This is a genomic window from Novosphingobium sp. BL-S-33 (assembly GCF_056857025.1).
Map to the genome: position 1 here is coordinate 1,925,196 of NZ_CM166474.1, position 21,414 is coordinate 1,946,609.

Genomic DNA, 21,414 nt, shown 5'->3' on the forward strand with positions numbered 1-21,414 from the left:
TTCCCCCTTCGATTTCGTCGGTATTTCCGCCTGCTCCGAAATCGGCAAGGGGGGAGGATCACGGCACCGCGATTAAATACTTGTTATCCTGCTTTCTTCGCTTTGCGGTGGCGTGCTTCCGGCCGTTTCCGCCGCGCTTGTGTGGGGCGATGCGGCGCGGTCTGCGCGGGTTTGGTGCCGTATGGTCGCAAATCGCGCAAACGGACATTTCCTTTTCGCGCGCGAAACCCTAAATGCGCTTCGACATGGCACGCCCGCAGCACACGACATTCGACAAGAAGAAGACCGTCGCCGAAAACCGCAAGGCGCGCTTCGACTATTATATCGACGAGACTTTCGAGGCCGGCATCGCGCTGACCGGCACGGAGGTTAAATCGCTGCGATTCGGCGAGGGGTCGATCGCCGAGTCCTATGCCGAGATCAAGAACGGCGAGTGTTGGCTGGTCAATTCCAACGTGCCCGAATTCAGCCACGGCAACCGCTACAACCACGTGCCCAAGCGGCCGCGCAAGCTGCTGCTGCACGAACGCGAACTGTCGCGCCTGCAAGGCTCCGTGGAGCGCAAGGGCATGACGCTGGTGCCGCTCTCGATCTATTTCAACGGCCGGGGCCGCGCCAAGGTCGAACTCGCGCTCGCCAAGGGCAAGAACGCGGCCGACAAGCGCCATACGATCAAGGAACGCGACTGGAAGCGGGAACAGGGCCGCATCCTGCGCGAACACAAGTGAGCACGCTGTTGCAGCGGCTCGGGGCCTGGCTGCACAGCCAGATGCCCACGCACGCGCAGCTTGAGGCGAATCGCTTCACCGCGCCGTTCACGCGTCGTCCGGAACTGTTCCGCTTCACCCGCCGCTCGGTGCCGCGCGGCGTGGCGGTGGGCATGTTCATCGGCATCTTTGCGCTGATTCCGGGTGTCCAGATCGTTGGCGCGGCCGTGATGTGCGTGCCGTTTCGCGGCAATATCCCGCTCGCCGCCGCTGTCACCTTCATCAGCAACCCGGTGACGACGCTGCTGATTATCCTTCCGGTGGCGGTCGCGATCGGCAACAGCTTCGGCTACCACGCCGACATCGCGACCGTGGAATCCATGGTGCGCGAAGGGGCCGGTCTGGCCGAGTGGCGGGTCTGGATGCTGACCGACACCGCGCCCGCCGTGGTGATCGGGCTGTTCATCCAGTCGGTGATCGCCGCCGTCCTGAGCTATTTCGTCACGGTATGGTTCTGGCGCTACTGGATCGGCCGCAAGCATCGCGCTCGCCGCAATCGCGCGCCGTTCCGCCATCTCGCGACTGCGGACGGCCCGGCGAAAGTGGCCGAAGCGGAAAAGGTTGAGGACAGGGAAGGAATCGCATGATCGCAGGCCAGCAGCGCTCCGGCAGGTTGCCCGACACATCGATCGTCGGGCTGGCCCTGGCGGGAAGCGTCGCGCTGGTCTGGCTGGTAAGCGGGGACGGCCTGCTGGCGGCGGTTCTGGCCGGCGCGCTGATGGTTTTTGCGGGCCTCGCATGGATGATCGCCAACCGGCGCGTCGCCGTGACCGAGCCCGAATTCGCGCTGCCCGACTGGTCGGTGACGGTCGCCGCGATCGACCGCAGCGACATGGCCATTGCCCTCACGGACCGGGCCGGGCGCCTGACTTGCGCCAATTCCAGCTACGAGAACTGGTTCGGCATCGGCCATGATCCGTCACGCCTGCCAATGGGCGATGCCGCGCTGGAGCAAATCGCCGAACTGGTGCGCTCGGCATGGCGCGACGGGCAGGGCGTCACGCAAGTTCGCGCCGCGATCCCCGGCGGCACCGAGACCGATTGGCGCATCGAAGTGCGCCGTTCCGGCCGGGGCGAGGACTTTCTGGTCTGGCGCGTCCAGCCCGTCAGCGCGGTCGATCTGGTCGGCGATCTCGTCCGGCAGGTTGACGGCAAGCTCGGCAAGGGGCTGGCGCGTTCGGGTATTGCCACGGCGCTGGTCGATCCCGACGGCACCATCCGCGCCGCCAGCGCCGGTTTCGCGCAGCGCGCCACCGGCGATGCCCTGGCCGACGTGACCGGGCTCGATTTCGTCTCGCTGCTCAGCCAGGAAGAGGGCGAGCGCATCGGCTGGGCGCGCGAGGGCGGGCGCGGCGGACCGCTGGTGCTCTACCACGTGCCGGTGGCCGATCCGGACCTTCCGGGCGATCCCGATCCGAACCTGACGCCCTCGCTCATGCTGGTGGTGGAAGCCGGGCAGGGCATCGGCGCCAGCGGCGGCGGCGGCACGGCCGCACCGCATCTGGAAGCGCTGCTCAGCCAGCTTCCGCTCGGCCTTGCCATGGCCGACCGCGACGGCCGCCTGCTGTTCGCCAACCCCGCCTTCATGCGCGCCGCCGGGCGCGAGGGGCAGGTTCCACCGACGTACCCGACCGATCTCGTTACCCGGGAGGACAAGCGCGCACTGTCCGAGGCGATCCGCCGTTTCGCGCAAGGGCCCTCGGCCGCGGGCGACATTGCCGTGCGGCTGTCCGGACTGCCGGACGATCCGGTTTCGCTCAGCCTTGCCGGCGTGCGCGGGCTGGGCGAGGCGGCGGTGCTGCTCGGCCTGACCGACACTTCGGAAGAAACGCGCCTGAAGCGGCAAGTCGCGCAGGCCACCAAGATGCAGGCGGTGGGTCAGCTTGCTGGCGGCGTCGCGCATGACTTCAATAATGTGCTGACCGCGATCCTGGGCACCTGCGACCTCATGCTGATGCGCCATACGCCGGGCGATTCGGACTATGACGACATCCAGCAGATCCGCGCCAACTCCAACCGCGCAGCCTCGCTGACGCGCCAGTTGCTGGCCTTCTCGCGCCAGCAGACGCTGCGCCCCGAAGTGCTCCAACTGCCTGACGTGGTGGCCGACGTTTCGCAGATGCTGCGCCGCCTGATCGGGGAGAAGATCCAGCTCGTGGTCACGCATGACCGCGATCTCGGCCCGGTGCGTGCGGACCCGACCCAGCTCGAACAGGTGATCGTCAATCTCGCGGTCAATGCGCGCGATGCCATGCAGATGAAGAAGGGCGCGGACGGTTCGGGCACCCTGACGCTGGCGACCCACCGTGTCACCACGACGGATGTGCGCGCCATGCGCAGCGAGATCATCCCGGCGGGCGATTATACCGCGCTGATCGTGCAGGACACCGGCGGCGGCATTCCGCCCGAACACCTCGGCAAGATATTCGAGCCGTTCTTCACCACCAAGGAGCAGGGCAAGGGCACCGGCCTTGGCCTTTCCACCGTCTACGGCATCGTCAAGCAATCGGGCGGCTTCATCTTTGCCGAGAGCGAAGCGGGCATCGGCACGCGCTTCGTCGTCTACCTGCCGGTCCACCACGTGGCGCCGGGCAGCGAGAAGGCTGTCCCCGTCGTGAAGGACGAGGCTCCGCCCAGCCAGTGGGCAGGCGGCGGCTCAATCCTGCTGGTGGAGGACGAAGACCCGGTGCGTGTCGTCGCCGAACGTGCGCTCACCCGACAGGGCTATGAAGTCACTTGCGCGCGCGATGGCGAGGAAGGCCTGGAACTGGTCCAGAGCGGCGGGCAGTTCGATATCGTCGTTTCCGACGTCGTCATGCCGACGATGGACGGCCCGGCGATGGCGCGGGAGATTCGCCGCATCGCGCCGGGCCTGCCGGTGCTGTTCATGTCGGGCTATGCCGAAGAGCAGCTTCGCAAGGAGATCGGCATCGCCAACGCCTGGTTCATGCCGAAACCCTTCTCCGTGCAGCAGCTGTCGGAAAAAGTGGGGGATGTTCTCGCCCGCACGGCAGGCGGTGTTAAAAATAGGAAATAAGCCGTTGTTCGCCTCTTGTTCTATGAGAACAAAGGCGATACATCGTTCCCCGTGACGTTGACCTTTCCGGTCAGGCCAGTAGCAAAGGGGAAGTGTAATGGCTGCTCAGCTCAAGCTGATCCAGGAAGGCAAGGAAAAGGAAGCGATGGACCGTCAGAAGGCGCTCGAAGCCGCGCTTGCGCAGATCGACAAGGCGTTCGGCAAGGGCTCCGCGATGAAGCTGGGTTCCAAGGAGACGATGCAGGTGGAGGCAATCTCCACCGGCTCGCTGGGGCTCGACATCGCGCTGGGGGTCGGTGGTCTTCCGCGCGGCCGTGTGATCGAAGTTTACGGGCCGGAAAGCTCGGGCAAGACCACGCTGGCGCTCCATGTCATCGCAGAGGCGCAGAAGTCCGGCGGTACCGCCGCCTTCATCGATGCCGAGCACGCGCTCGACCCGGTTTACGCCAAGAAGCTGGGCGTCAACATCGATGAACTGATCGTCTCGCAGCCCGATACGGGTGAGCAGGCGCTCGAAATCACCGACACGCTCGTGCGCTCCAATGCGATCGACGTGCTGGTAGTGGACTCGGTCGCCGCACTGGTTCCCCGCGCGGAAATCGAAGGCGAGATGGGCGACAGCCACGTCGGTCTTCAGGCCCGCCTGATGAGCCAGTCGCTGCGCAAGCTGACCGGTTCGATCAGCCGTTCGCGCTGCATGGTGATCTTCATCAACCAGCTGCGCATGAAGATCGGCGTCATGTACGGCAACCCCGAGACGACCACGGGCGGTAACGCGCTCAAGTTCTACGCCTCGGTCCGCCTCGACATCCGCCGCACCGGCCAGATCAAGGACCGCGACGATATCGTCGGCAACGCCACCCGCGTGAAGGTCGTGAAGAACAAGGTCGCCCCGCCGTTCAAGCAGGTCGAATTCGACATCATGTACGGTGAGGGCATCTCGAAGATCGGTGAAATCCTCGACCTTGGCGTCAAGGCGGGCATCGTCGAGAAGTCGGGCGCGTGGTTCAGCTACGATTCGATCCGCATCGGTCAGGGCCGGGAAAACGCCAAGACCTACCTGCGGGAAAATCCCGAACTCTGCGACCGCCTCGAAAAGGCAATCCGCGCCCGCACCGAAGGCCTCTCCGACGAGATGATGGTCGGCCCTTCGGCGGATGACGATACCGAATAAGCCTTCCAGCGCTTCTCTCTTGGGAAGACGAAACGAAAACCCCCGGTCTGTAATGGCCGGGGGTTTTCGTTTTAGGGCCGAAGTGTCTGAAATGGGCGATGTGAGGGACTAAGCCGCTCTGGATTGCTTCCTCGGCTTCGCCTCCTCGCAATGACGAGGGAGTCGCTGACTCCCCCATCCGAATGCTCTCTAGCCCAAGCAGAGTTGGCTGGAGAGCATTCGGATGGGAGTTCAGATGGGAGTGTGGACTGACGCAACCCCAACCATTCCCGTCGCCCCCGCGAAGGCGGGGCCCCCGCTTTCCTTCGCGCCACAGAGATACGTGACCATCATCAACCGAACACGGGCGTAACGCACACGCACCTCCGTTTAGAGTACCGCAAACGGCGGAGCGCCCTCTCGATCGTCATCATCTCTGCTTCGGCGCTTGGTGATACGTGCCCGATTCGACGACGAGACGCGCCGCCCGAAACAGAAGGGACTGGGGATAGCCGACCTGACCCAGCCGGAACCAGTCGAGGCCGGATCCCGAGGCAAACCCCGCACCGAAAGCGCTTCAGTACGTGGCGTTCCCACCACGCTAGGCGGGATATCGCAATTCCCGAACAGTCTGACCGCTGCAACCCGCTTGCCGCCGCCGCGCGGCTGCATTATCGGCGCGTTCATGCACACGACCAACGAGATCCGCCGGTCCTTCCTCGACTACTTCGCCCAGAACGGCCATCAGGCCGTTCCGTCTGCGCCGCTCGTGCCGTACAACGACCCGACGCTGATGTTCGTGAATGCGGGCATGGTACCGTTCAAGAACGTGTTCACGGGCCTTGAAACGCCCTTCGCGCCGCGCGCCACGTCCTCGCAGAAGTGCGTCCGCGCCGGCGGCAAGCATAACGATCTCGACAACGTCGGCTACACCGCGCGCCACCACACGTTCTTCGAGATGCTGGGCAACTTCTCGTTCGGCGACTATTTCAAGGAACAGGCGATCACCCACGCCTGGACCCTGCTGACCAAGGAATGGGGCCTTCCGGTCGAGAAGCTGCTGGTCACCGTGTACCACACGGACGACGAAGCTTTCGATCTGTGGAAGAAGATCGCCGGCCTGCCGGAATCGAAGATCATCCGCATCCCCACGAAGGACAACTTCTGGGCGATGGGCGACGAAGGCCCGTGCGGTCCGTGCTCGGAAATCTTCTTCGACCACGGCGACCACATCTGGGGCGGCCCTCCGGGATCGCCGGAAGAAGACGGCGACCGCTTCATCGAGATCTGGAACCTCGTGTTCATGCAGTTCGAGCAGAGCGCCGGCGAAATCGTCGGCAACCTGCCGAAGCCCTCGATCGACACCGGCATGGGCCTTGAGCGCATCTCGGCGGTCATGCAGGGCGTGCATGACAACTACGATATCGACACCTTCAAGGCACTGATCGCCGCCTCGGAAAGCCTGACCGGCGTTGCCGCGCAGGGTGAACAGCGCGCCAGCCACCGCGTGATCGCGGATCACCTGCGTTCGACCAGCTTCCTGCTGGCCGACGGCGTGCTGCCGTCCAACGAAGGCCGTGGCTACGTCCTGCGCCGCATCATGCGCCGCGCCATGCGCCACGCCCACCTGCTGGGCGCCAAGGAGCCCCTGATGCACCGTCTGGTGCCGTCGCTGGTTGCCGAAATGGGCCAGGCCTATCCGGAACTCGGCCGCGCGCAGCCGCTGATCGAGGAAACGCTGCAGCGCGAGGAAGTTCAGTTCCGCCGCACGCTGGCCAACGGCCTGAAGCTGTTGGACGAAGCCACCGCCGACATGGGCGAGGGCGGCGAGCTTCCGGGCGAGACCGCGTTCAAGCTCTACGACACTTACGGCTTCCCCTACGACCTCACCGTCGATGCCCTGCGTCCGCGCGGCATCACCGTGAACGACGATGGCTTCCAGGCCGCGATGGCGCAGCAGAAGGCTGCCGCGCGCGCTGCGTGGAAGGGTTCGGGCGCTGCTGCCGACAGCGAAGTCTGGTTCGACATTGCCGAGCGCGAAGGCGCCAGCGAGTTTACCGGCTACACCTCGACCGTCGGTGAAGGACAGGTTGTGGCGCTGGTGCGCGACGGCAAGGAAGTCGCATCGGCCACGGCCGGTGAGGACGTGACCGTGCTGACCAACCAGACGCCGTTCTACGGCGAATCGGGCGGTCAGGTCGGCGATGCCGGCACGATCACGACCAACGCAGGCCTGAAGATCGCCGTGCTCGACACCGCCAAGCCGCTCGGCCGTCTCCATGCCATGATCGGCAAGGTCGAGGCAGGCACGATCAAGGTGGGCGATGCCGTCAACCTGACCGTTGATGTGACGCGCCGCGATTCCGTGCGCGCCAACCACTCGGCCACGCACCTGCTGCACGCGGCGCTGCGTAACCGTCTGGGCGGCCACGTTACCCAGAAGGGCTCGCTGGTGGCAGCCGAGCGCCTGCGCTTCGACTTTTCGCACCCCACCGCGCTTTCGGCCGAGGACATCGCCGCGATCGAAGCCGAAGTGAACGCCGAGATCCGCGCCAACGAACCCGTTCTCACCCGCCTGATGACGCCGGAAGACGCCATCGAGGCCGGCGCCATGGCGCTGTTCGGTGAGAAGTACGGCGATGAAGTGCGCGTGCTGTCGATGGGCACTTCGTCGAAGGACGCCTCGGGCGAGCACACTTATTCGGTCGAACTGTGCGGCGGAACGCACGTGCGCGCCACCGGCGACATCGGCGTGTTCCGCATCGTTTCGGAAAGTGCAGTTTCGTCCGGCGTGCGCCGTGTCGAGGCGCTGACCGGCGAAGGCGCGCGCCAGTGGCTCGTCGCCCGCGAGGAAGCGCTGAAGAGCGCCGCCAGCGCGCTGCGCACGACGCCGGAAGACGTCGAAGCCCGCGTCGTCGCGCTGCTCGACGAACGCCGCAAGCTGGAGCGCGAACTGGCCGAAGCCAAGAAGGCGCTCGCGCTCGGCGGCGGTTCGGGCAAGGCCGAAGCGGCCGACGAAGAAGTGAACGGCGTCAAGTTCTCGGGCCAAGTGCTTGAGGGCCTCGATCCCAAGGAACTGCGCGGCCTGCTCGATCAGGCGAAGCAGCGCATGGGCTCGGGCGTCGCCGCGATCGTCGCGGTGAACGAGGGCAAGGCGAGCATCGCCGCTGCCGTCACCGAAGATCTCACCGGCACGATCAGCGCCGTCGATCTCGTCCGCAAGGGCGTCGAGACGCTGGGCGGCAAGGGCGGCGGCGGTCGCGCCGACATGGCGCAGGGTGGCGGTCCCGACGGTGACAAGGCGGCCGACGCCATCGCAGCCGTGAAGGCCGTGCTGGCAGGCTGATCCGACCTCATTCCGAATTTAAGGCGGGGGCGTGGGCAGTGGGTGCCTGCGCCCCCGTTTGCTGTGCAGCAGGTCTTCTCAGGAAAATGCCCGCAGCACCCGCAATGCGCGTTGTTCCAGCGTGCGCTGGTGGGGAGAGGGACCGCGCTCGCCTTGAGCCGGACTCTGGGCAAGGAAGCCGTCGTAGCTCTCGCGCAGCATGTCGAGGTTGGAATGGCGCGGTTTCCAGCCGCTGGCCAGCAGTGGTGCCAAATCGAAATGGCAGTCGCGATGGTAGGTGCGGTAATGCCATGCTGTCAGCGGCGAGAGGCCCACTGTGTGCAGCGCGTGGAGCAGCGCTTTCGACGGCGCGACGGGCAGGCCGGTAACGCGTGAGCGCGAACCGGCGTGGCCGATCAGCGCGTCCAGATCCTCGCGCAGGCTGCCGAACCGGTCGGTCCCGACGTTCCAGGTGCCCGAACGGCCCATCTCCAACGCATGCATGTGGAAATCGACCAGATCGTCCACATGGATGAACTGCTGGCGCTGGTGGCCGTCGCCGATCACGTAGACCCGGCGGGAGGCGCGGATCCAGTCGAACAGGATCGCGAAGATGCCCAGCCGTCCGGCGCCGAGCGTCACGCGCGGGCGGATCGTCACCACGGGGATCCCGGCATTTTGGCAGGCCGCCTGCATGGCCCGTTCGCCCGCCAGCTTGGAGCGGCCGTAGTCCTCGATCGGGCGCGGCACGGTCGCGGCGGTGATTGGCCCGCTGGGCGGCAGCCCGTAGACCGCGGTGGTGCTGAGGTGCACGACCATGCGCACCCCGGCGCAGACGGCGGCATCGGCGACGATCCGTGTGCCGGTCTCGTTGACGTCGTAATAGGCGCGTCCCGCCGCCGCCTGCGCGACCAGCGCGGCATTGTGGTGGACCACGTCCACGCCCGCCATCGCCGCTTCCACCATGGCTGGATCGGTCACGCTGCCGGGGAGGAATTCGATATCGGCAGGGCGGGCGGGATCGTCCACCACGTCCAGCACGCGAACGCGCTCTCCCTTTGCGCGCAGGCGGGCGGCAAGGCGCGTGCCGATGAAGCCGGAGCCGCCGGTGATCAGGTGCAGCATCGTCAATGAAACCGATGGGCCATCATCGCCTGCGCATTGCGGTGCGCGATGGCCATGACGGTGCCTTGCGGATTGACCATTGTCGGCGTGCACAACAGCGAGGCGTCGCCGATATAGAGCCCCTCGGTGCCGTGGACTTTGCCGAACGAATCGGCAGCGCAGAGGCTCTCGTCCTCTCCCATCGGGCAGGAGGAGAACACGTGCACCGATGTCAGCGCCCCGTCCGATGCGGCCAGCACTTCGGGCAGCTCCGCGATCTCGGTGGCAGAGTTCAGGGTGGGATAGCCGGCGATGCAGGGGTGGACGCGCAGCGCGCCCGCCGCGAACAGCGCCTGCGCCAGCCGGGCGAGGCCCTCCGCCAGGACCCGCAAGTCATCCGGCGCAAAGCGGACGCGGACGAGCGGGTCGCGGAAGCCCGGCAGGTTGCGCACGGAGGCCGTGCCGACGCCGCTCTGGACGTAGTAGATGCCCATGGTCCGCCAGCGCTCGGCAATGAGGTCCCAGGCATCCGCGCGGCCTGCCAGCGCCATGCCCAGCATGGCCGGATTGCTGATCGAGCAGCCCATGCCGAAGCGCGGCTCGAACTCCTTGATCTGGTGGACGGGATCGCAGTCGCCCGCGCGGTTCACGTCGTGGTCGAACTCGGCGACGACCTTGACCATCGGATGGAAGCGCAGCGAATTGCCGACATTGCGCGTTACGCCCGAGCGGCGCAGCAGGGCGGGGGTCTGCACCGCTCCGCAGGCGACGATCACCACCGGCGCGCGGAAGCTGACCCGGCGGCGCACGCCGTCGGCGTCGGTGCGGCTGCCCTCGGCGATCCAAAGGCTGCCCGCGCGGTGCAGGCGCTCGATCCGGGTCGAGGGCGATAGGCGGCCCCCGGCGGCGAGGAAGCTGGGCACGAAAGTGGCGGACATCGATTGCCGCTCGCCGCTTCCGTTACCGCCACCGTCGCCGCGATAATGGAACAGGCGGGGCGTTTCGATCGAATGCCAGCCGTTGGCAGTCGCGCCCCGGTGGAGCATCTGCGACATCTCGGACGGGCGACCCGCCACATATTCCACCAGCGCCACTTGCTCGCAGGCCTCGAAATGCGGGGTCATGCCTGCAAGGTCGAGATCGTTCACCGCGAAACGGCGGCGCCAGTCGTCCAGCACATAGTCGGGCGTGCGGTGATAGAGGCCGCGATTGATCTCGCTGCCGCCGCCGACGCAGCGTCCTTCCACCCAGGCCAGCTTGTTGCCACCCATGGCGACGCTGACCCCGCCGTTGCGGTACTTGGACAGCATCTCCTCGCGCGAGAAATGGGCGACCGCGGCCAGCGGGACATGCGCGCCTTCCTCCAGCATCAGCACCGCATGCCCGGCGCGGGCGAGCTGCGCGGCGCTGACCGCGCCGCCGGGGCCGGAGCCGATCACCAGGACGTCGGCGGTATCGATGGTGGCGTCTTTTCCTCCGCCCGTCATGCTGCGATCCTGCCGCGCTCGTCCTGCCCGGCGGGATAGGCGACCGAATAGAGGCCATAGGCCGAAAAGCTGGCGTAGAAGGCGATCATCGAGCGCAGCGGCGCAATGGCGGAGCCGCGCCAGCGGGCGACATGCGCCTTGCGCCGTGCCGGGACGAGGTGCGAAAAGGGCGCCTCTCCGTGCAGTACCGGCGCATATTCGAACAGGTACGCGAGCAGGTGAAAGCCCAGCCGGAAGAAGTCCGGCATGGCGGCCACGGTGGCCAGCACATAGTCCTGCACCATGACGCGCTCGTGCTCGCGCGTGGCGGCGCACTGATCGTCGACAAGCGTGTCGACCAGCGGGGCGACGATGCGGCCGAAGGCGGTGGCCGGCGCCATCTCAATTGCCCTTGTGCAGGTGCAACATGTCGACCGGCGTGAAGCTGCGGTTGGTCAGCGTGGCAAGGCGCGGCACGTCAAGGAACGTCACCAGCAGCAGCACGCAGAGGTTCACGCCCAGCATCGTCATCAGGCGGCGAGACCGGAACATGCGCTCGGGCCGCTGCGCGATCGAATCGGGCAGCATCGAGAGCCAGAGGTAGCAGCCGAACAGCCCGGTGATGAACGGGAAGGCCAGCACATATTCGATGCGGTACTTGATGAGGAACACGCCGAGGAAAAACGAAGAGAGCATCGCATAAGTCAGGCAGCTGACGATCAGGCTCTCGGCCGTGTAGCCGCCGAACGACTTGCGATAGCGGGTGAGCGTTTCCAGCCCGACGCTGGCAGTGATGTCGCGGTATTCCGACAGGCGCTTGGAGCCCATCAGGAAAGCGCCGCCGGTCCAGTAGGCCAGCAGCAGGCTGACCGGCGGCATGCTGGTGGGGTCCATCATCAGCCAGCCCAGCGTCAGGCGGATCGGGTTGTTGATCGATTCTGAGACCACGTCGAGGAATGGGCGGTCCTTGGAGCGCAGCGGCTGCACGTTGTAGACCAGCCCCGATACCAGGAACACCGCCGCGCAGGCGAAGAACGGTCCGCCCATCCACGCCGCCAGCAGCAGGCCCACCGCTGCGAAAGCCGCATATTCCAGATAGACCAGCGTCGGCGAGAGTTGCAGCGAAACGGCGGTGCGGCGGTGCTTGGAAGGGTGGTGCGCGTCGAATTCGCGGTCCAGCCATTCGTTGATGACATAGTTGGCGGAGGCGATGGCGATGGCCACTATGAAGCCGACTACCACGCGCTGCGGCATGTCGAGCAGCGAAGGTTCGCGCAGGGCATAGGCCAGGATGAGGCCGGGCACGATGAACACGTGCTTGGATATGTGATCGAACCGCGCAAGGCTCAGGTAGTCGCGCAGCCGCGCCGTTCGGCTCTCCATGGTCACGGAAACGGGCATTTGCGGTTTCTCCTGGGGCATGATGGGCCGGGCGAGCGCTGGGTCATCGGGGCGCGGTGGCTGCGGGAGGGGGCGGAACGCGGTAGATCCGCCCGTCGGGCAGGTGCGTCGGAGCGGGGAGCGAGAGATCGCGCACCAGCCGGTCTTCGGTGGCGAGGTAGAAGCGCCAGTCCACGTTATCGAACATCACGAGGTAGACCGGCGCGGCACCGGCAGCCGATGCGCGGAGATCGGCGATCTGGCGGGTAACCGGGTTGTTCGGATCGGGACGGTCGGTGCGCAACTGGCGCTCCTGCGGCGAGAGCAGGGCGCGGCGCTCGTCAAGCAGGGCGATCACCTCGGGCGCGTTGGAAAAGATCACCGCGTCGGCCGGTAGGGTGCGGACGGCGGCAATGGTCGGGGATTCGCGCCAGACTTTCGCGTTGTAGCCGAAGCCCTTGGCATAGACCTCATGCGTGCGGATCGCCGAGCGCGCGCCGTGTGAGACCAGCACGGCGGCTCCGACCACAATGAGGGCGATCAACACGCCGCGCTCGCCCTTGCGGCTGCGGTCCAGCCCGCTCGCCTCCACCCCCATCAGCATGACGAAGGCGAAATAGGCGGGCAGGGCATAGCGCCCGTTCAGCGAGAGATTGGCCTCCAGCGAGGTCGAGAGCCAGATGAAGGCAAGGTAGGCGACAAGGAATGCGGCCAGCACCAGCGAGAGCGGCGTGCGCAAGTCGAAGACGGTGCCGGGGGCCATGGCACGCCAGCGCTGCCAGTGGCTCAGCGTTTGCCGGCCCGCAAAGCCGAACAGCCCCAGCAGCACGGCCACGCGCGCGCCGAGCGGCACCTGATCGGGGAACAGCCAGGCCGCCAATGTCTCCAGATTGTTGTGCCACTGCTGCGGGCCCATGTTGCCGTAGAAGCGCAGCTCGCGACCGATCGAGTGGCCGACCGTCTCGGTGCTCCAGCCCACCCATGCGAAGAACAGCGCGCCGCCGAGCAAGGCCAGCAGCACGCAGTCGGCAATCCGGCGGCCCATCGGCACACCCGGCCGGGCGAGAATGACCAGCGCGATGGCCGCGCCCATCGGCGGTCCGGTGAAGCGCGTCAGCGTCGCCACGCCCAGCAGGATCGATGCGATCAGCAGGTCGCGCCGGCGGCCAAGTTCGAAATAGTCGAGCGCGAACCACAAGGTGCCCAGCAGGAACATCATGAACGGCGCTTCGGACATCGCGCCCGCGTGCAGCGTGACGAACTGCGGAGCGAGGATCAGCAGCGCGGTGGCGGCGGCGGCAAAGCGCCAGTCATGGCTGCCGCGCTGCACCAGCGCAAAGACCAGGACGACATTGGCGAACAGGCAGGCGATCGCGACCGCCATCGCCGCCGTCAGCAGCGAGACGCCCAACGCGTGGCCGCCCGTCAGCATCCAGTGGTAGACCGGCGCGTCGTAGGGGACCGGGCTGATGCCCATGTACCGCGTGGTGTCGGGATAGGTGCCAAGGCCGTGATGCACGTTGAATGCAAACGTCGCGAAAGCGACCGCCAGCAGCAGCGTGCAGGCTATCCAGCCTTGCACGCTGCTGCCTCGGGCCTGTACGCGGTCGCGGTAGGGACGTTCGCGTTCCAGCGCGCCAGCCGAGGCGGTCATGTCCATCAGTGCAGCATCCTTCCCGTGACCGGCACATGGCCGCCGATGCGGCCCAGCACATCATCGAGCGCGGCGATCAGCCGGTCGATCTGCGCCTCGGTCACCACGTAGGGCGGCATGAAATGGAGCACTTCGGGCGCTTCCGGCAGGTAATGGGCGAGAACGCCGTGCCGCTCGAACAGGTCGGCGGTGAGTGTGGCGATCGGCGGTTTCCGGCCGAGCGTCCGGATCGGGCTGAAATCGAACGCCACAGCCTGAAAGCAGCCTTTGCCGCGCAATGAGGCGATGCAGCGGGGGTGCTTGGCCTGAAGCCGTTCGAGCCCGGCCCGAAGGTAGGCACCCATGGCTCCGGCCCGTTCGATCAGACGTTCCTCGGCCAGCACATTGAGCGTCTCGATGGCAACGGCGCAGGTTTCGCCTATGCCCGAGAAGCTGGAGCTGTGCAGGTTGCAGTCCTGCGTGTTGCCGTAGGCCTTGTCGAACAGCGCCTGCGAGGTGACCATCGCGCCCATCTCGCGCTTGCCGCCGCCCAGCGTCTTGGCCAGCGTGACCACGTCGGGCACCGCGTCCTCGTGCTGGAAGGCGCAGAACAGGCCGGTGCGGCCCATACCGACCTTCACTTCATCGAAGATCGTCAGGATGTCCGCCGCGCGGCAGGCCTCGACCAGTTCGGTGAAGTATCCCGGCGGCGGGGATTCGCAGGAAGTGCCGCGCAGGGTCTCGATCATCACTGCGATGATGCCGTTGTCCGCGCCACCCTCGCGGGCAATCGCCTCGCGGACCGAGGCGATGTCGCCGTAGCGGCAGAAAATCACGTTTTCTCCGGGCACGCCCATCAGGAACGGGCCCAAGCCGTCGGCGCCGTCCCCGATGCAGAGGAACTTGGTCTTGCCCTTGGGCGTCTGCACGCGTTCGCACAGCTTCATCGCCGCCTCAATGGCCTCGGCGCCCGAGACGGCGAGGAACGAGACGTCGAGCGGCTCGGGCAGGAACCGCGCGATGTTGTAGGCCAGCGCGCCCTGCAATTTGTGCGGAGCGATCTTGATGCAGTCGAGCACAAGGTCGTCATGGCAGCGCCGCTCTGCGGCGATCACGCGCGGATGATTGTGGCCGAGCCCCAGCACGCCGAAGCCGCCCGAATAATCGAGGATCCGCCGCCCGTCGCGCAGCACGATCTCGCAACCCTGCGCGCTGGCGATGTCCATCTTCCGCAGGCCGAGCAGCTCGGCATAGAGAAAGGCATAGCGATCGAGGTGGGCGGCATGGAGGTCCAGCGCGGTCTCTTCGTCCAGCGCGAGGCACTGTTCCAGCGTCAGCAGATCGCGGCGGATATTGCGGTCCCGCCGGGCCTTGGGCTGCGGGTTCGTGATCGACTTTCCGGCTGGTATCGATACCTGACTCGCCACGCGGAAACGCTCCCCATTCCACCATTCTGCGCCGCAACTGTACGGTTTTTCGGGGGCCGGAAGTATCTACAGGAAGGTATAATCCCGAAGACCCCAGAGCCCGTCCGGCCGGACGGGGCACTGTCCCTTTCGGGAGCGTGGCGGCCATTTGGGGATCAACTGTGGTAGCCCCAATGCGCTGCCTTTTTACCTCCGGTTCGGACAGCGGTTTGCAGGCCGATCCGCTTGCCCGGAACCGCGCCTTGCGGCAGACGAGAGCAGATCGGTCGCTTCCGGCCCTCGCTGCCTCTTTTCGCTTCCGGGGAATTTCGACGATGGATAACCTCGACCACATTCTGGCCGGGATCGCCGCGGAAATGCGCGGGATGGAGAACCGGGGTAAAGTGGCCGACTACATCCTGCCACTGGCCGCCGTTTCGCCCCATAAGTTCGGCATGGCAGTGGTGACGGCCGGAGGATCGGTGCATCTGGCTGGCGACGCCGAGGAGGCGTTCTCGATCCAGTCGATCTCCAAGGTCTTCGCGCTGACGCTGGCGATCGGCGCAGTGGGGGACCAGCTCTGGCGCCGGGTGGGGCGAGAGCCCTCGGGGAGCGCGTTCAACTCGATCGTCCAGTTGGAGAGCGAGCACGGCATTCCCCGCAATCCGTTCATCAACGCAGGGGCCATCGTGGTGACCGACGTGCTGCTCGGCCATCACCAGCCGCGCGAGGCGATCGGCCAGATGCTGCGCTTCGTGCGCGAACTGGCGGGCGACGATACTATCACCGTGGACGAAGCGGTCGCCCGGGCTGAACAGGATACCGGCTTTCGCAACAAGGCGCTGGCCAACTACATGCGCGCCTTCGGCAATATCCATGGCGACGTGGAGCAAGTGCTGGGCACCTATTTCCACTTCTGCGCGCTGGCCATGAGCTGCCGCCAGCTTGCGCTCGCGGGGCGCTATCTGATGGACGGCGGCCGCACCACGCGCGAGAAGGGCGGCCACCGCGTCATCACCGACCGCCGCGCGCGGCGCATCAATGCGCTGATGATGTCCTGCGGGCACTACGACAATTCAGGCGACTTCGCCTATCGCATCGGCCTGCCGGGCAAGTCCGGCGTCGGCGGCGGGATCCTTGCGGTGGCGCCGGGCATCGCCAGCATTGCAGTGTGGTCGCCGGGGCTCAACGCCAGCGGCAATTCGCAGTTGGGGCAACTGGCGCTGGAGCGGCTTGTGCAGCACACCGGCTGGTCGGTCTTCGAGCCGCGTGGAGGGCAGGGGGGCTGATCGCGGGGGTGTTTGAAGGGGATATTCGGATGCTTTCAGCAACCTCCCCGGAACGACGCGTGAATTGGACCAACCTATCTGCTCGTCGCCCCCGCGAAGGCGGGGGCCCCGCTGCCTTTGCGCCGCGCTGCAAGAACAAGCGGGATCCCCGCCTTCGCGGGGATGACGGGGAAGTAGGTACTTTTTTACCGTAAGGCTGGTCAGGCGATTGTTGATGTCTAGGTACATCGCCTCCACCAAAACTCGGCCCTCAATCCATGCAGAACTCGCCCGTCAAAACCAGCTTTCCACCATGGGTAGACGCAGACACGCGCGTCTTGCTGCTGGGTAGTCTGCCCGGCGAAAAGTCGCTGGCGGCGGGCGAATACTACGCCAACCCCAGCAACGGTTTCTGGTGGCTGATAGGCGAGGTGCTGGGCGAAAGCGAACTCCCCACCATGCCTTACACCGCCAAGCTCTCGGTACTGCGAGACCATCGCATAGGCCTCTGGGATGTCATCGAAAGCGCGAAACGACGGGGCAGCCTCGACACCGCGATTCGCGAAGCCACGCACCGGGACTTGGCCGCCTTCGCCGCCAAGCTCCCCCATCTGCGCGCCATCGCCTTCAACGGCGGCAAGGCGGCCAAAGACGGGCGCAAGCAACTGGCCGGGCAGGAAAATCGCTGGGCGCTGCTGGACCTTCCCTCATCCAGCGGCGCCCATGCCAGCATGTCGAAAGCGGCCAAGCTCACTTTGTGGCGGGCGATCGAACGCTATCTGCGATAGCCCTTCAGTCTTCCCGTTTTCCGGCGAACGTCTTCATCACCGCGTAAGCGGCATCCTGTTCTTCAGGCGCCAGCGCTTCCAGATGGGCCAAGGCTTCCTTGTACGTGAGGAAGGGCTTTCCTCCCACCACGATGGGGACCGTTCGGCCGTTGAAGACTCGCCGCAAGAGCCGCTTTTGGGTCCGTCCCAGCGCCTGGCTGCTCTCTTCGGTCATGACATGTCCTAAAAGCGCCCCTGTGGCGCAATTCGCTCGCGTTGTTAACGATTTTCGGGACCGTCCTGCCGTGCCGCCTCCAGCGCGGCGAGGAAAGCGGCCGGATAGTCCACCCGAAAGGCCAGTGCCCAAATCGGCGGGCGCGGGCGTAGCAAGGGTTTGCGTTCAACGGGGTGGCTTAGCCGCAGGATCACATTGGGCCACGCGAGCAGCGCCATATTGCGCGTGGTCGCGGCCTTGACCTCGACAGCGGTCACCTCGGGCGCAAGTTCGGCGATGTGCTCCAGCCGCACCATTTGCCGTGCGATCATGCCGCTGCGGATCAGCAGGCTATCCCCAGTCAGCAGGATCGGCCGGAGCCGCAGCGAGTGGATCAGGCCGACGCTGTAGAGCAGCAGCACCACGCCCACTTCCAGCAGCAGGTTCGCGGCGCGCGGACTCCACAGCCGCAGCAAGACATCCTGCACGGCGATCTCGATGGCTTGCAAGGTCAGCAGCACAGCCATCATCGGCGCCAGATGGCGATGATACGCGAAGGGCAGGGCGTCGGCAGGCACGTCCGGTTTGGCACGCCAGCCAGTGAGCGCCATGCGCAGTACAGTCAGCTCCGCCATGGCAAGGCGCAGCAGCGGTTCGGGCACGAACACGGCCGCCGCCTTGCGCCAACGCTCGCCGGGCGCGTTCACCCGCCAAGCCTTGCTTGCCCGCAGCAGCGACCAGCTGGTGTGCACCAGCAGCGTCAGGATGAGCGCGACAGAAACGGAGGGCATGGTCGCCAACCCGCTCCGCACGGCCGGGGGTGCGCCCAGCAGGACGACCAGCGCTGCGGTCGCCAGCCGCGCGAGAACAGCCTCACGCGAAGGGCGGTGCTCCTTCGCCATCAGCGACAGCATCAGCGTGTCGGCGGCGATCCACACGAACAGCAGCGCGGCGATGCGGGGGTAGCGCTGGGCAAGGCCGCTGTGCCCGGCCAGTTTCGCGAGCGCGATGGCAAGGAGCGGAAGCGCCAGCCATGCGAGGTTTCGCAAGGGAGATTGGGCGGTCCGGGTCCTTGTTGCGCGCATTGCTTTCCTCTTGGATGGTCAGGTCGGCTCGGCTTCGCGAAGCTGGCCGGACTTGAGTGCCGGTTTCTGAGAAAGGCCGCCTTGTTCCATGATCTGCTCGCGGAATTCGTCGCGCTTTTCGTGGATCGAGGCGATTACCGGGCCCATCGCCACACCGATCTCGACAAGTGCGGCCTCCGACAGTTGGAGCGAGCTTTCCAGGGTCTCGGGCACGGCGTGGGTTGCCCCTGCGCGGTAGAGCACGCCCGCGTGGTCGGTATCGCGGGCGCGGGCGATGATCGGCAGGTCGGGAAAGTCCGCGCGCAGCTTGCGGACGATGCGCTGGGCGGAGACCGGCTCGTCCATCGTCAGGATTACGGCTGCCGCGCTCGACACGCCCAACCGCAGCATCGCGTCTCCCCGCGCGGCATCGGCGAAGGCCACCGTGTAGCCAAGGCGGCGTCCCTCGGTGACGAGGTCCGTATTGCTGTCCACCGCCAGATAGGGCCGGCCGTGGCGCGTCAGCATATCGGCGACGAGGCGGCCAACGCGGCCGAATCCGACGATCAACGTGGGCGGCTTGTCGGCAGCGGAGACCGGCTGATGCGGAGCTTCAACGCCCTCGACCCGGCGGGCCATGATCCGGCCGATCTTGGCGAGCAGCGGCGTGATAGTGAGGCCCAACGCAGTCACGATCTGCCAGAACATCGCCGTACCCGGCTGGATCAGCTGTGCCGCGCTGGCCGCGCTCAGCACGATCAGGGTGGTTTCCGAAGGGCTGGCCATGAGGATGCCGGTCTCGGTCGCGGTGCCGCGCCGCGCGCCCATCAGCCGCAGCAGCAGGCTGGTGACCACGGCCTTGAGGACGATCACCCCCGCAGTCGCCACCAGAATCGGGCCGAGATTCTCCCAGACCACCCGCAAGTCGATGCGCATGCCGACGGTGATCAGAAACACGCCGAGGGCTAGGCCCTTGAACGGCTCGGTCATCTGCTCGACTTCGGTGTGGTACTCCGTCTCGGCAATCAGCAGCCCGGCCACGAGCGCACCGACGATGGGCGAGAGGCCGGTTGCGGCCGTCGCCAGCGAGGCGAGGATGACCACCAGCAGGCTGGCGCTGAGGAACAGTTCGGGGCTCTTGGTCCGTGCGGCCTGCGCGAAAAGTGGCGGCAGCAGGTAACGCCCCGCCACCAGCAGCCCGAGCACGACCGCCGTGCCCCAGATCAGCGTGTGGATCAGGTCGTCCATCCCGCCCTTGGCATGCGGTGCGAGCGCGCCGAGCAGGAACACGATGGGCACCAGCGCAATGTCCTCGAACAGCAGCATCGCCAGCGCCGCGCGGCCGACAGGATTGCTGGTATCGGTGATCTTGAGCACCAGCGCGGTGGAGGAAAGCGCCAGCGCCAGCCCCAGCGCCAGCGCGCCCGACAGGCCCTGTCCAAGCGCCGCGAAGATGAACGCCATGGAGCCGCCGATCAGCACCAGTTCGAGAGATCCCAGCCCGAACACGAAGCGCCGCATCGCCCAGAGGCGCGCGAAGGACAGCTCCAGCCCGATCGAGAACAGCAGGAGGATGATGCCGAACTCGGCGAATATCTCCAGTCCGTCGGGATCGGTGATCGTCACCCACGAAAGCCAGGGGTGGTCGAACACCAGCCGCCCAAGGCCGAACGGGCCGACCAGCAGGCCGACAAGGATGAAACCGATCACCGGGGTGATGCGGTATCGGCTGAACACGGGAATGACGATGCCCGCAGCGCCCAGAATCACCAGGGCGTCGGACATGACGGGAGAGGAAAGTGCGTTGGTACCGGCCATGTCCGGCCACTATGGCAGGGCGGGGCGGACAGACAATGCCCATGTGCCCGTGCTCATGGGGTTCGGGCAAATCGTTGCAAACCGCCATGCACGTCCGCAGGGCCCGGGCATCGCACGGAAAACACCCCCTCGGCGCATTATTCCAATCGTTATGCGAGGGCGTGTAACTTCACTTGGCGTTCAGCAAAGCGCTGTCTATAGACCGGCCCCATGTACGAACGTTCGCGCTTCAAGATCGCTCTCCTTGCCGCCGCTACCGGGGCTCTCGTTCTCACCGCCGGCTGTGCCGGGAAGGGTAACAAGAACAAGGACACTGCTTACGTCGCGCGCGACGTCGATACGCTTTACGCGGCGGCGCAAGACCGCCTGAACAAGGGGCAGACCAAGGCTGCTGCCGCCCTGTTCGACGAAGTGGAGCGTCAGCATCCCTATTCGCCCTGGGCCCGCCGGGCCCAGTTGATGAGCGCGTTCAGCTATTATGCCGCGCGCGATTACAACAAGGCGATCCAGTCGGCGCAGCGCTTCCTTTCGATCCACCCGGGCAACAAGGACGCGCCCTACGCCTATTACCTCATCGCGATCTCCTACTATGAGCAGATCAGCGACGTGACGCGCGACCAGAAGACCACCGAACAGGCCAAGCAGGCGCTTACCGACGTGATGCGCCGCTATCCGAACTCGCCTTACGCGGCGGACGCCAAGGTGAAGATCGATCTTGTGAACGATCACCTTGCGGGCAAGGAAATGACCATCGGCCGTTCGTACGAGAACAGCGGCAAGTGGCTGGCCGCCACGCTGCGCTTCCGCAACGTGGTCGACAATTTCCAGACCACCAGCCACACGCCCGAGGCGCTGTACCGTCTGGTTGAGGGCTATCTGTCGCTGGGCATTCCGTCCGAAGCGCAGAAGGCTGCGGCGGTGCTGGAGCACAACTATCCCGATTCGAAGTGGTATGAGCGCGCCTATCGTCTCATGAGCCGCCACGCGCCGAAGAACGTCGCCGCCGCCTGAC

The 21,414-nt window shown here is 66.1% G+C and carries 17 protein-coding genes; 8 read left to right on the forward strand and 9 right to left on the reverse strand.

Annotated elements, in window-relative coordinates; genetic code table 11:
- Nucleotides 1–245 precede the first annotated feature (245 nt).
- From smpB to alaS, 5 genes are all read left to right on the forward strand, one after another.
- Nucleotides 246–728 (forward strand): SsrA-binding protein SmpB, encoded by a 483-nt coding sequence (smpB, locus tag AC1VVM_RS08990; protein ID WP_132385708.1) that lies wholly within the window; start codon nucleotides 246–248, stop codon nucleotides 726–728.
- Nucleotides 725–1,354: a DUF2062 domain-containing protein gene (locus AC1VVM_RS08995; RefSeq protein ID WP_482903625.1), complete on the forward strand. Its 630-nt coding sequence runs from the start codon at nucleotides 725–727 to the stop codon at nucleotides 1,352–1,354. The genes smpB and AC1VVM_RS08995 overlap by 4 nt, the downstream gene beginning before the upstream one ends.
- Nucleotides 1,351–3,804 (forward strand): hybrid sensor histidine kinase/response regulator, encoded by a 2,454-nt coding sequence (locus AC1VVM_RS09000; protein ID WP_482954960.1) that lies wholly within the window; start codon nucleotides 1,351–1,353, stop codon nucleotides 3,802–3,804. Before AC1VVM_RS08995 ends, AC1VVM_RS09000 begins: the two co-directional genes overlap by 4 nt.
- A gap of 97 nt (nucleotides 3,805–3,901) precedes the next feature.
- A complete protein-coding gene (recA, locus tag AC1VVM_RS09005) occupies nucleotides 3,902–4,978 on the forward strand; it encodes a recombinase RecA (protein WP_132384755.1) in 1,077 nt (358 codons plus the stop codon).
- A gap of 664 nt (nucleotides 4,979–5,642) precedes the next feature.
- Complete coding sequence (gene alaS, locus AC1VVM_RS09010; RefSeq protein ID WP_482954961.1) at nucleotides 5,643–8,303, forward strand: alanine--tRNA ligase; 2,661 nt, start codon at nucleotides 5,643–5,645, stop codon at nucleotides 8,301–8,303.
- A gap of 78 nt (nucleotides 8,304–8,381) precedes the next feature.
- Here alaS and AC1VVM_RS09015 read toward each other — a convergent pair whose 3' ends face one another.
- The 6 genes from AC1VVM_RS09015 to AC1VVM_RS09040 are packed head-to-tail and all read right to left on the reverse strand — an operon-like array spanning nucleotide 8,382 to nucleotide 15,292.
- Nucleotides 8,382–9,407, reverse strand: coding sequence for an NAD-dependent epimerase/dehydratase family protein (locus AC1VVM_RS09015; RefSeq protein ID WP_482903628.1), 1,026 nt, complete (start codon nucleotides 9,405–9,407; stop codon nucleotides 8,382–8,384).
- A gap of 2 nt (nucleotides 9,408–9,409) precedes the next feature.
- Nucleotides 9,410–10,873 carry a GMC family oxidoreductase N-terminal domain-containing protein gene (locus tag AC1VVM_RS09020; protein WP_482903629.1) on the reverse strand — a complete coding sequence of 488 codons (1,464 nt, stop codon included), beginning with the start codon at nucleotides 10,871–10,873 and terminating at the stop codon, nucleotides 9,410–9,412.
- A complete protein-coding gene (locus AC1VVM_RS09025; RefSeq protein WP_482903630.1) occupies nucleotides 10,870–11,253 on the reverse strand; it encodes a hypothetical protein in 384 nt (127 codons plus the stop codon). Before AC1VVM_RS09025 ends, AC1VVM_RS09020 begins: the two co-directional genes overlap by 4 nt.
- A 1-nt stretch (nucleotide 11,254) precedes the next feature.
- Nucleotides 11,255–12,253: a UbiA family prenyltransferase gene (locus AC1VVM_RS09030; protein WP_482903631.1), complete on the reverse strand. Its 999-nt coding sequence runs from the start codon at nucleotides 12,251–12,253 to the stop codon at nucleotides 11,255–11,257.
- A 43-nt stretch (nucleotides 12,254–12,296) separates the two neighbouring features.
- Complete coding sequence (locus AC1VVM_RS09035; RefSeq protein WP_482954962.1) at nucleotides 12,297–13,892, reverse strand: glycosyltransferase family 39 protein; 1,596 nt, start codon at nucleotides 13,890–13,892, stop codon at nucleotides 12,297–12,299.
- Nucleotides 13,892–15,292: a class-III pyridoxal-phosphate-dependent aminotransferase gene (locus AC1VVM_RS09040; RefSeq protein WP_482954963.1), complete on the reverse strand. Its 1,401-nt coding sequence runs from the start codon at nucleotides 15,290–15,292 to the stop codon at nucleotides 13,892–13,894. The genes AC1VVM_RS09035 and AC1VVM_RS09040 overlap by 1 nt, the downstream gene beginning before the upstream one ends.
- 314 nt (nucleotides 15,293–15,606) lie before the next feature.
- Here AC1VVM_RS09040 and AC1VVM_RS09045 point away from each other — a divergent pair, with 314 nt between their 5' ends.
- Both AC1VVM_RS09045 and AC1VVM_RS09050 read left to right on the forward strand, forming a co-directional pair.
- Entirely contained in the window at nucleotides 15,607–16,560 is a 954-nt protein-coding gene (locus tag AC1VVM_RS09045) for a glutaminase (protein WP_482903634.1), read from the forward strand.
- A 317-nt stretch (nucleotides 16,561–16,877) separates the two neighbouring features.
- Nucleotides 16,878–17,327 carry a DNA-deoxyinosine glycosylase gene (locus tag AC1VVM_RS09050; RefSeq protein ID WP_482903635.1) on the forward strand — a complete coding sequence of 150 codons (450 nt, stop codon included), beginning with the start codon at nucleotides 16,878–16,880 and terminating at the stop codon, nucleotides 17,325–17,327.
- Nucleotides 17,328–17,331: 4 nt separating this feature from the next.
- Here the strand turns inward: AC1VVM_RS09050 and AC1VVM_RS09055 are convergent, their stop codons facing one another.
- From AC1VVM_RS09055 to AC1VVM_RS09065, 3 genes are read right to left on the reverse strand one after another with little or no spacing between them, the layout of a single operon-like run.
- Entirely contained in the window at nucleotides 17,332–17,541 is a 210-nt protein-coding gene (locus tag AC1VVM_RS09055) for a hypothetical protein (RefSeq protein ID WP_482903636.1), read from the reverse strand.
- A gap of 44 nt (nucleotides 17,542–17,585) precedes the next feature.
- The gene (locus AC1VVM_RS09060; protein ID WP_482903637.1) at nucleotides 17,586–18,605 is read right to left on the reverse strand and encodes a hypothetical protein; all 1,020 of its coding nucleotides are present in this window, start codon (nucleotides 18,603–18,605) and stop codon (nucleotides 17,586–17,588) included.
- Between the two features lie 18 nt (nucleotides 18,606–18,623).
- The gene (locus AC1VVM_RS09065) at nucleotides 18,624–20,402 is read right to left on the reverse strand and encodes a cation:proton antiporter domain-containing protein (RefSeq protein WP_482903638.1); all 1,779 of its coding nucleotides are present in this window, start codon (nucleotides 20,400–20,402) and stop codon (nucleotides 18,624–18,626) included.
- 210 nt (nucleotides 20,403–20,612) lie between these two features.
- Here AC1VVM_RS09065 and AC1VVM_RS09070 point away from each other — a divergent pair, with 210 nt between their 5' ends.
- Nucleotides 20,613–21,413: an outer membrane protein assembly factor BamD gene (locus AC1VVM_RS09070; protein ID WP_132384769.1), complete on the forward strand. Its 801-nt coding sequence runs from the start codon at nucleotides 20,613–20,615 to the stop codon at nucleotides 21,411–21,413.
- Nucleotide 21,414 lies beyond the last annotated feature (1 nt).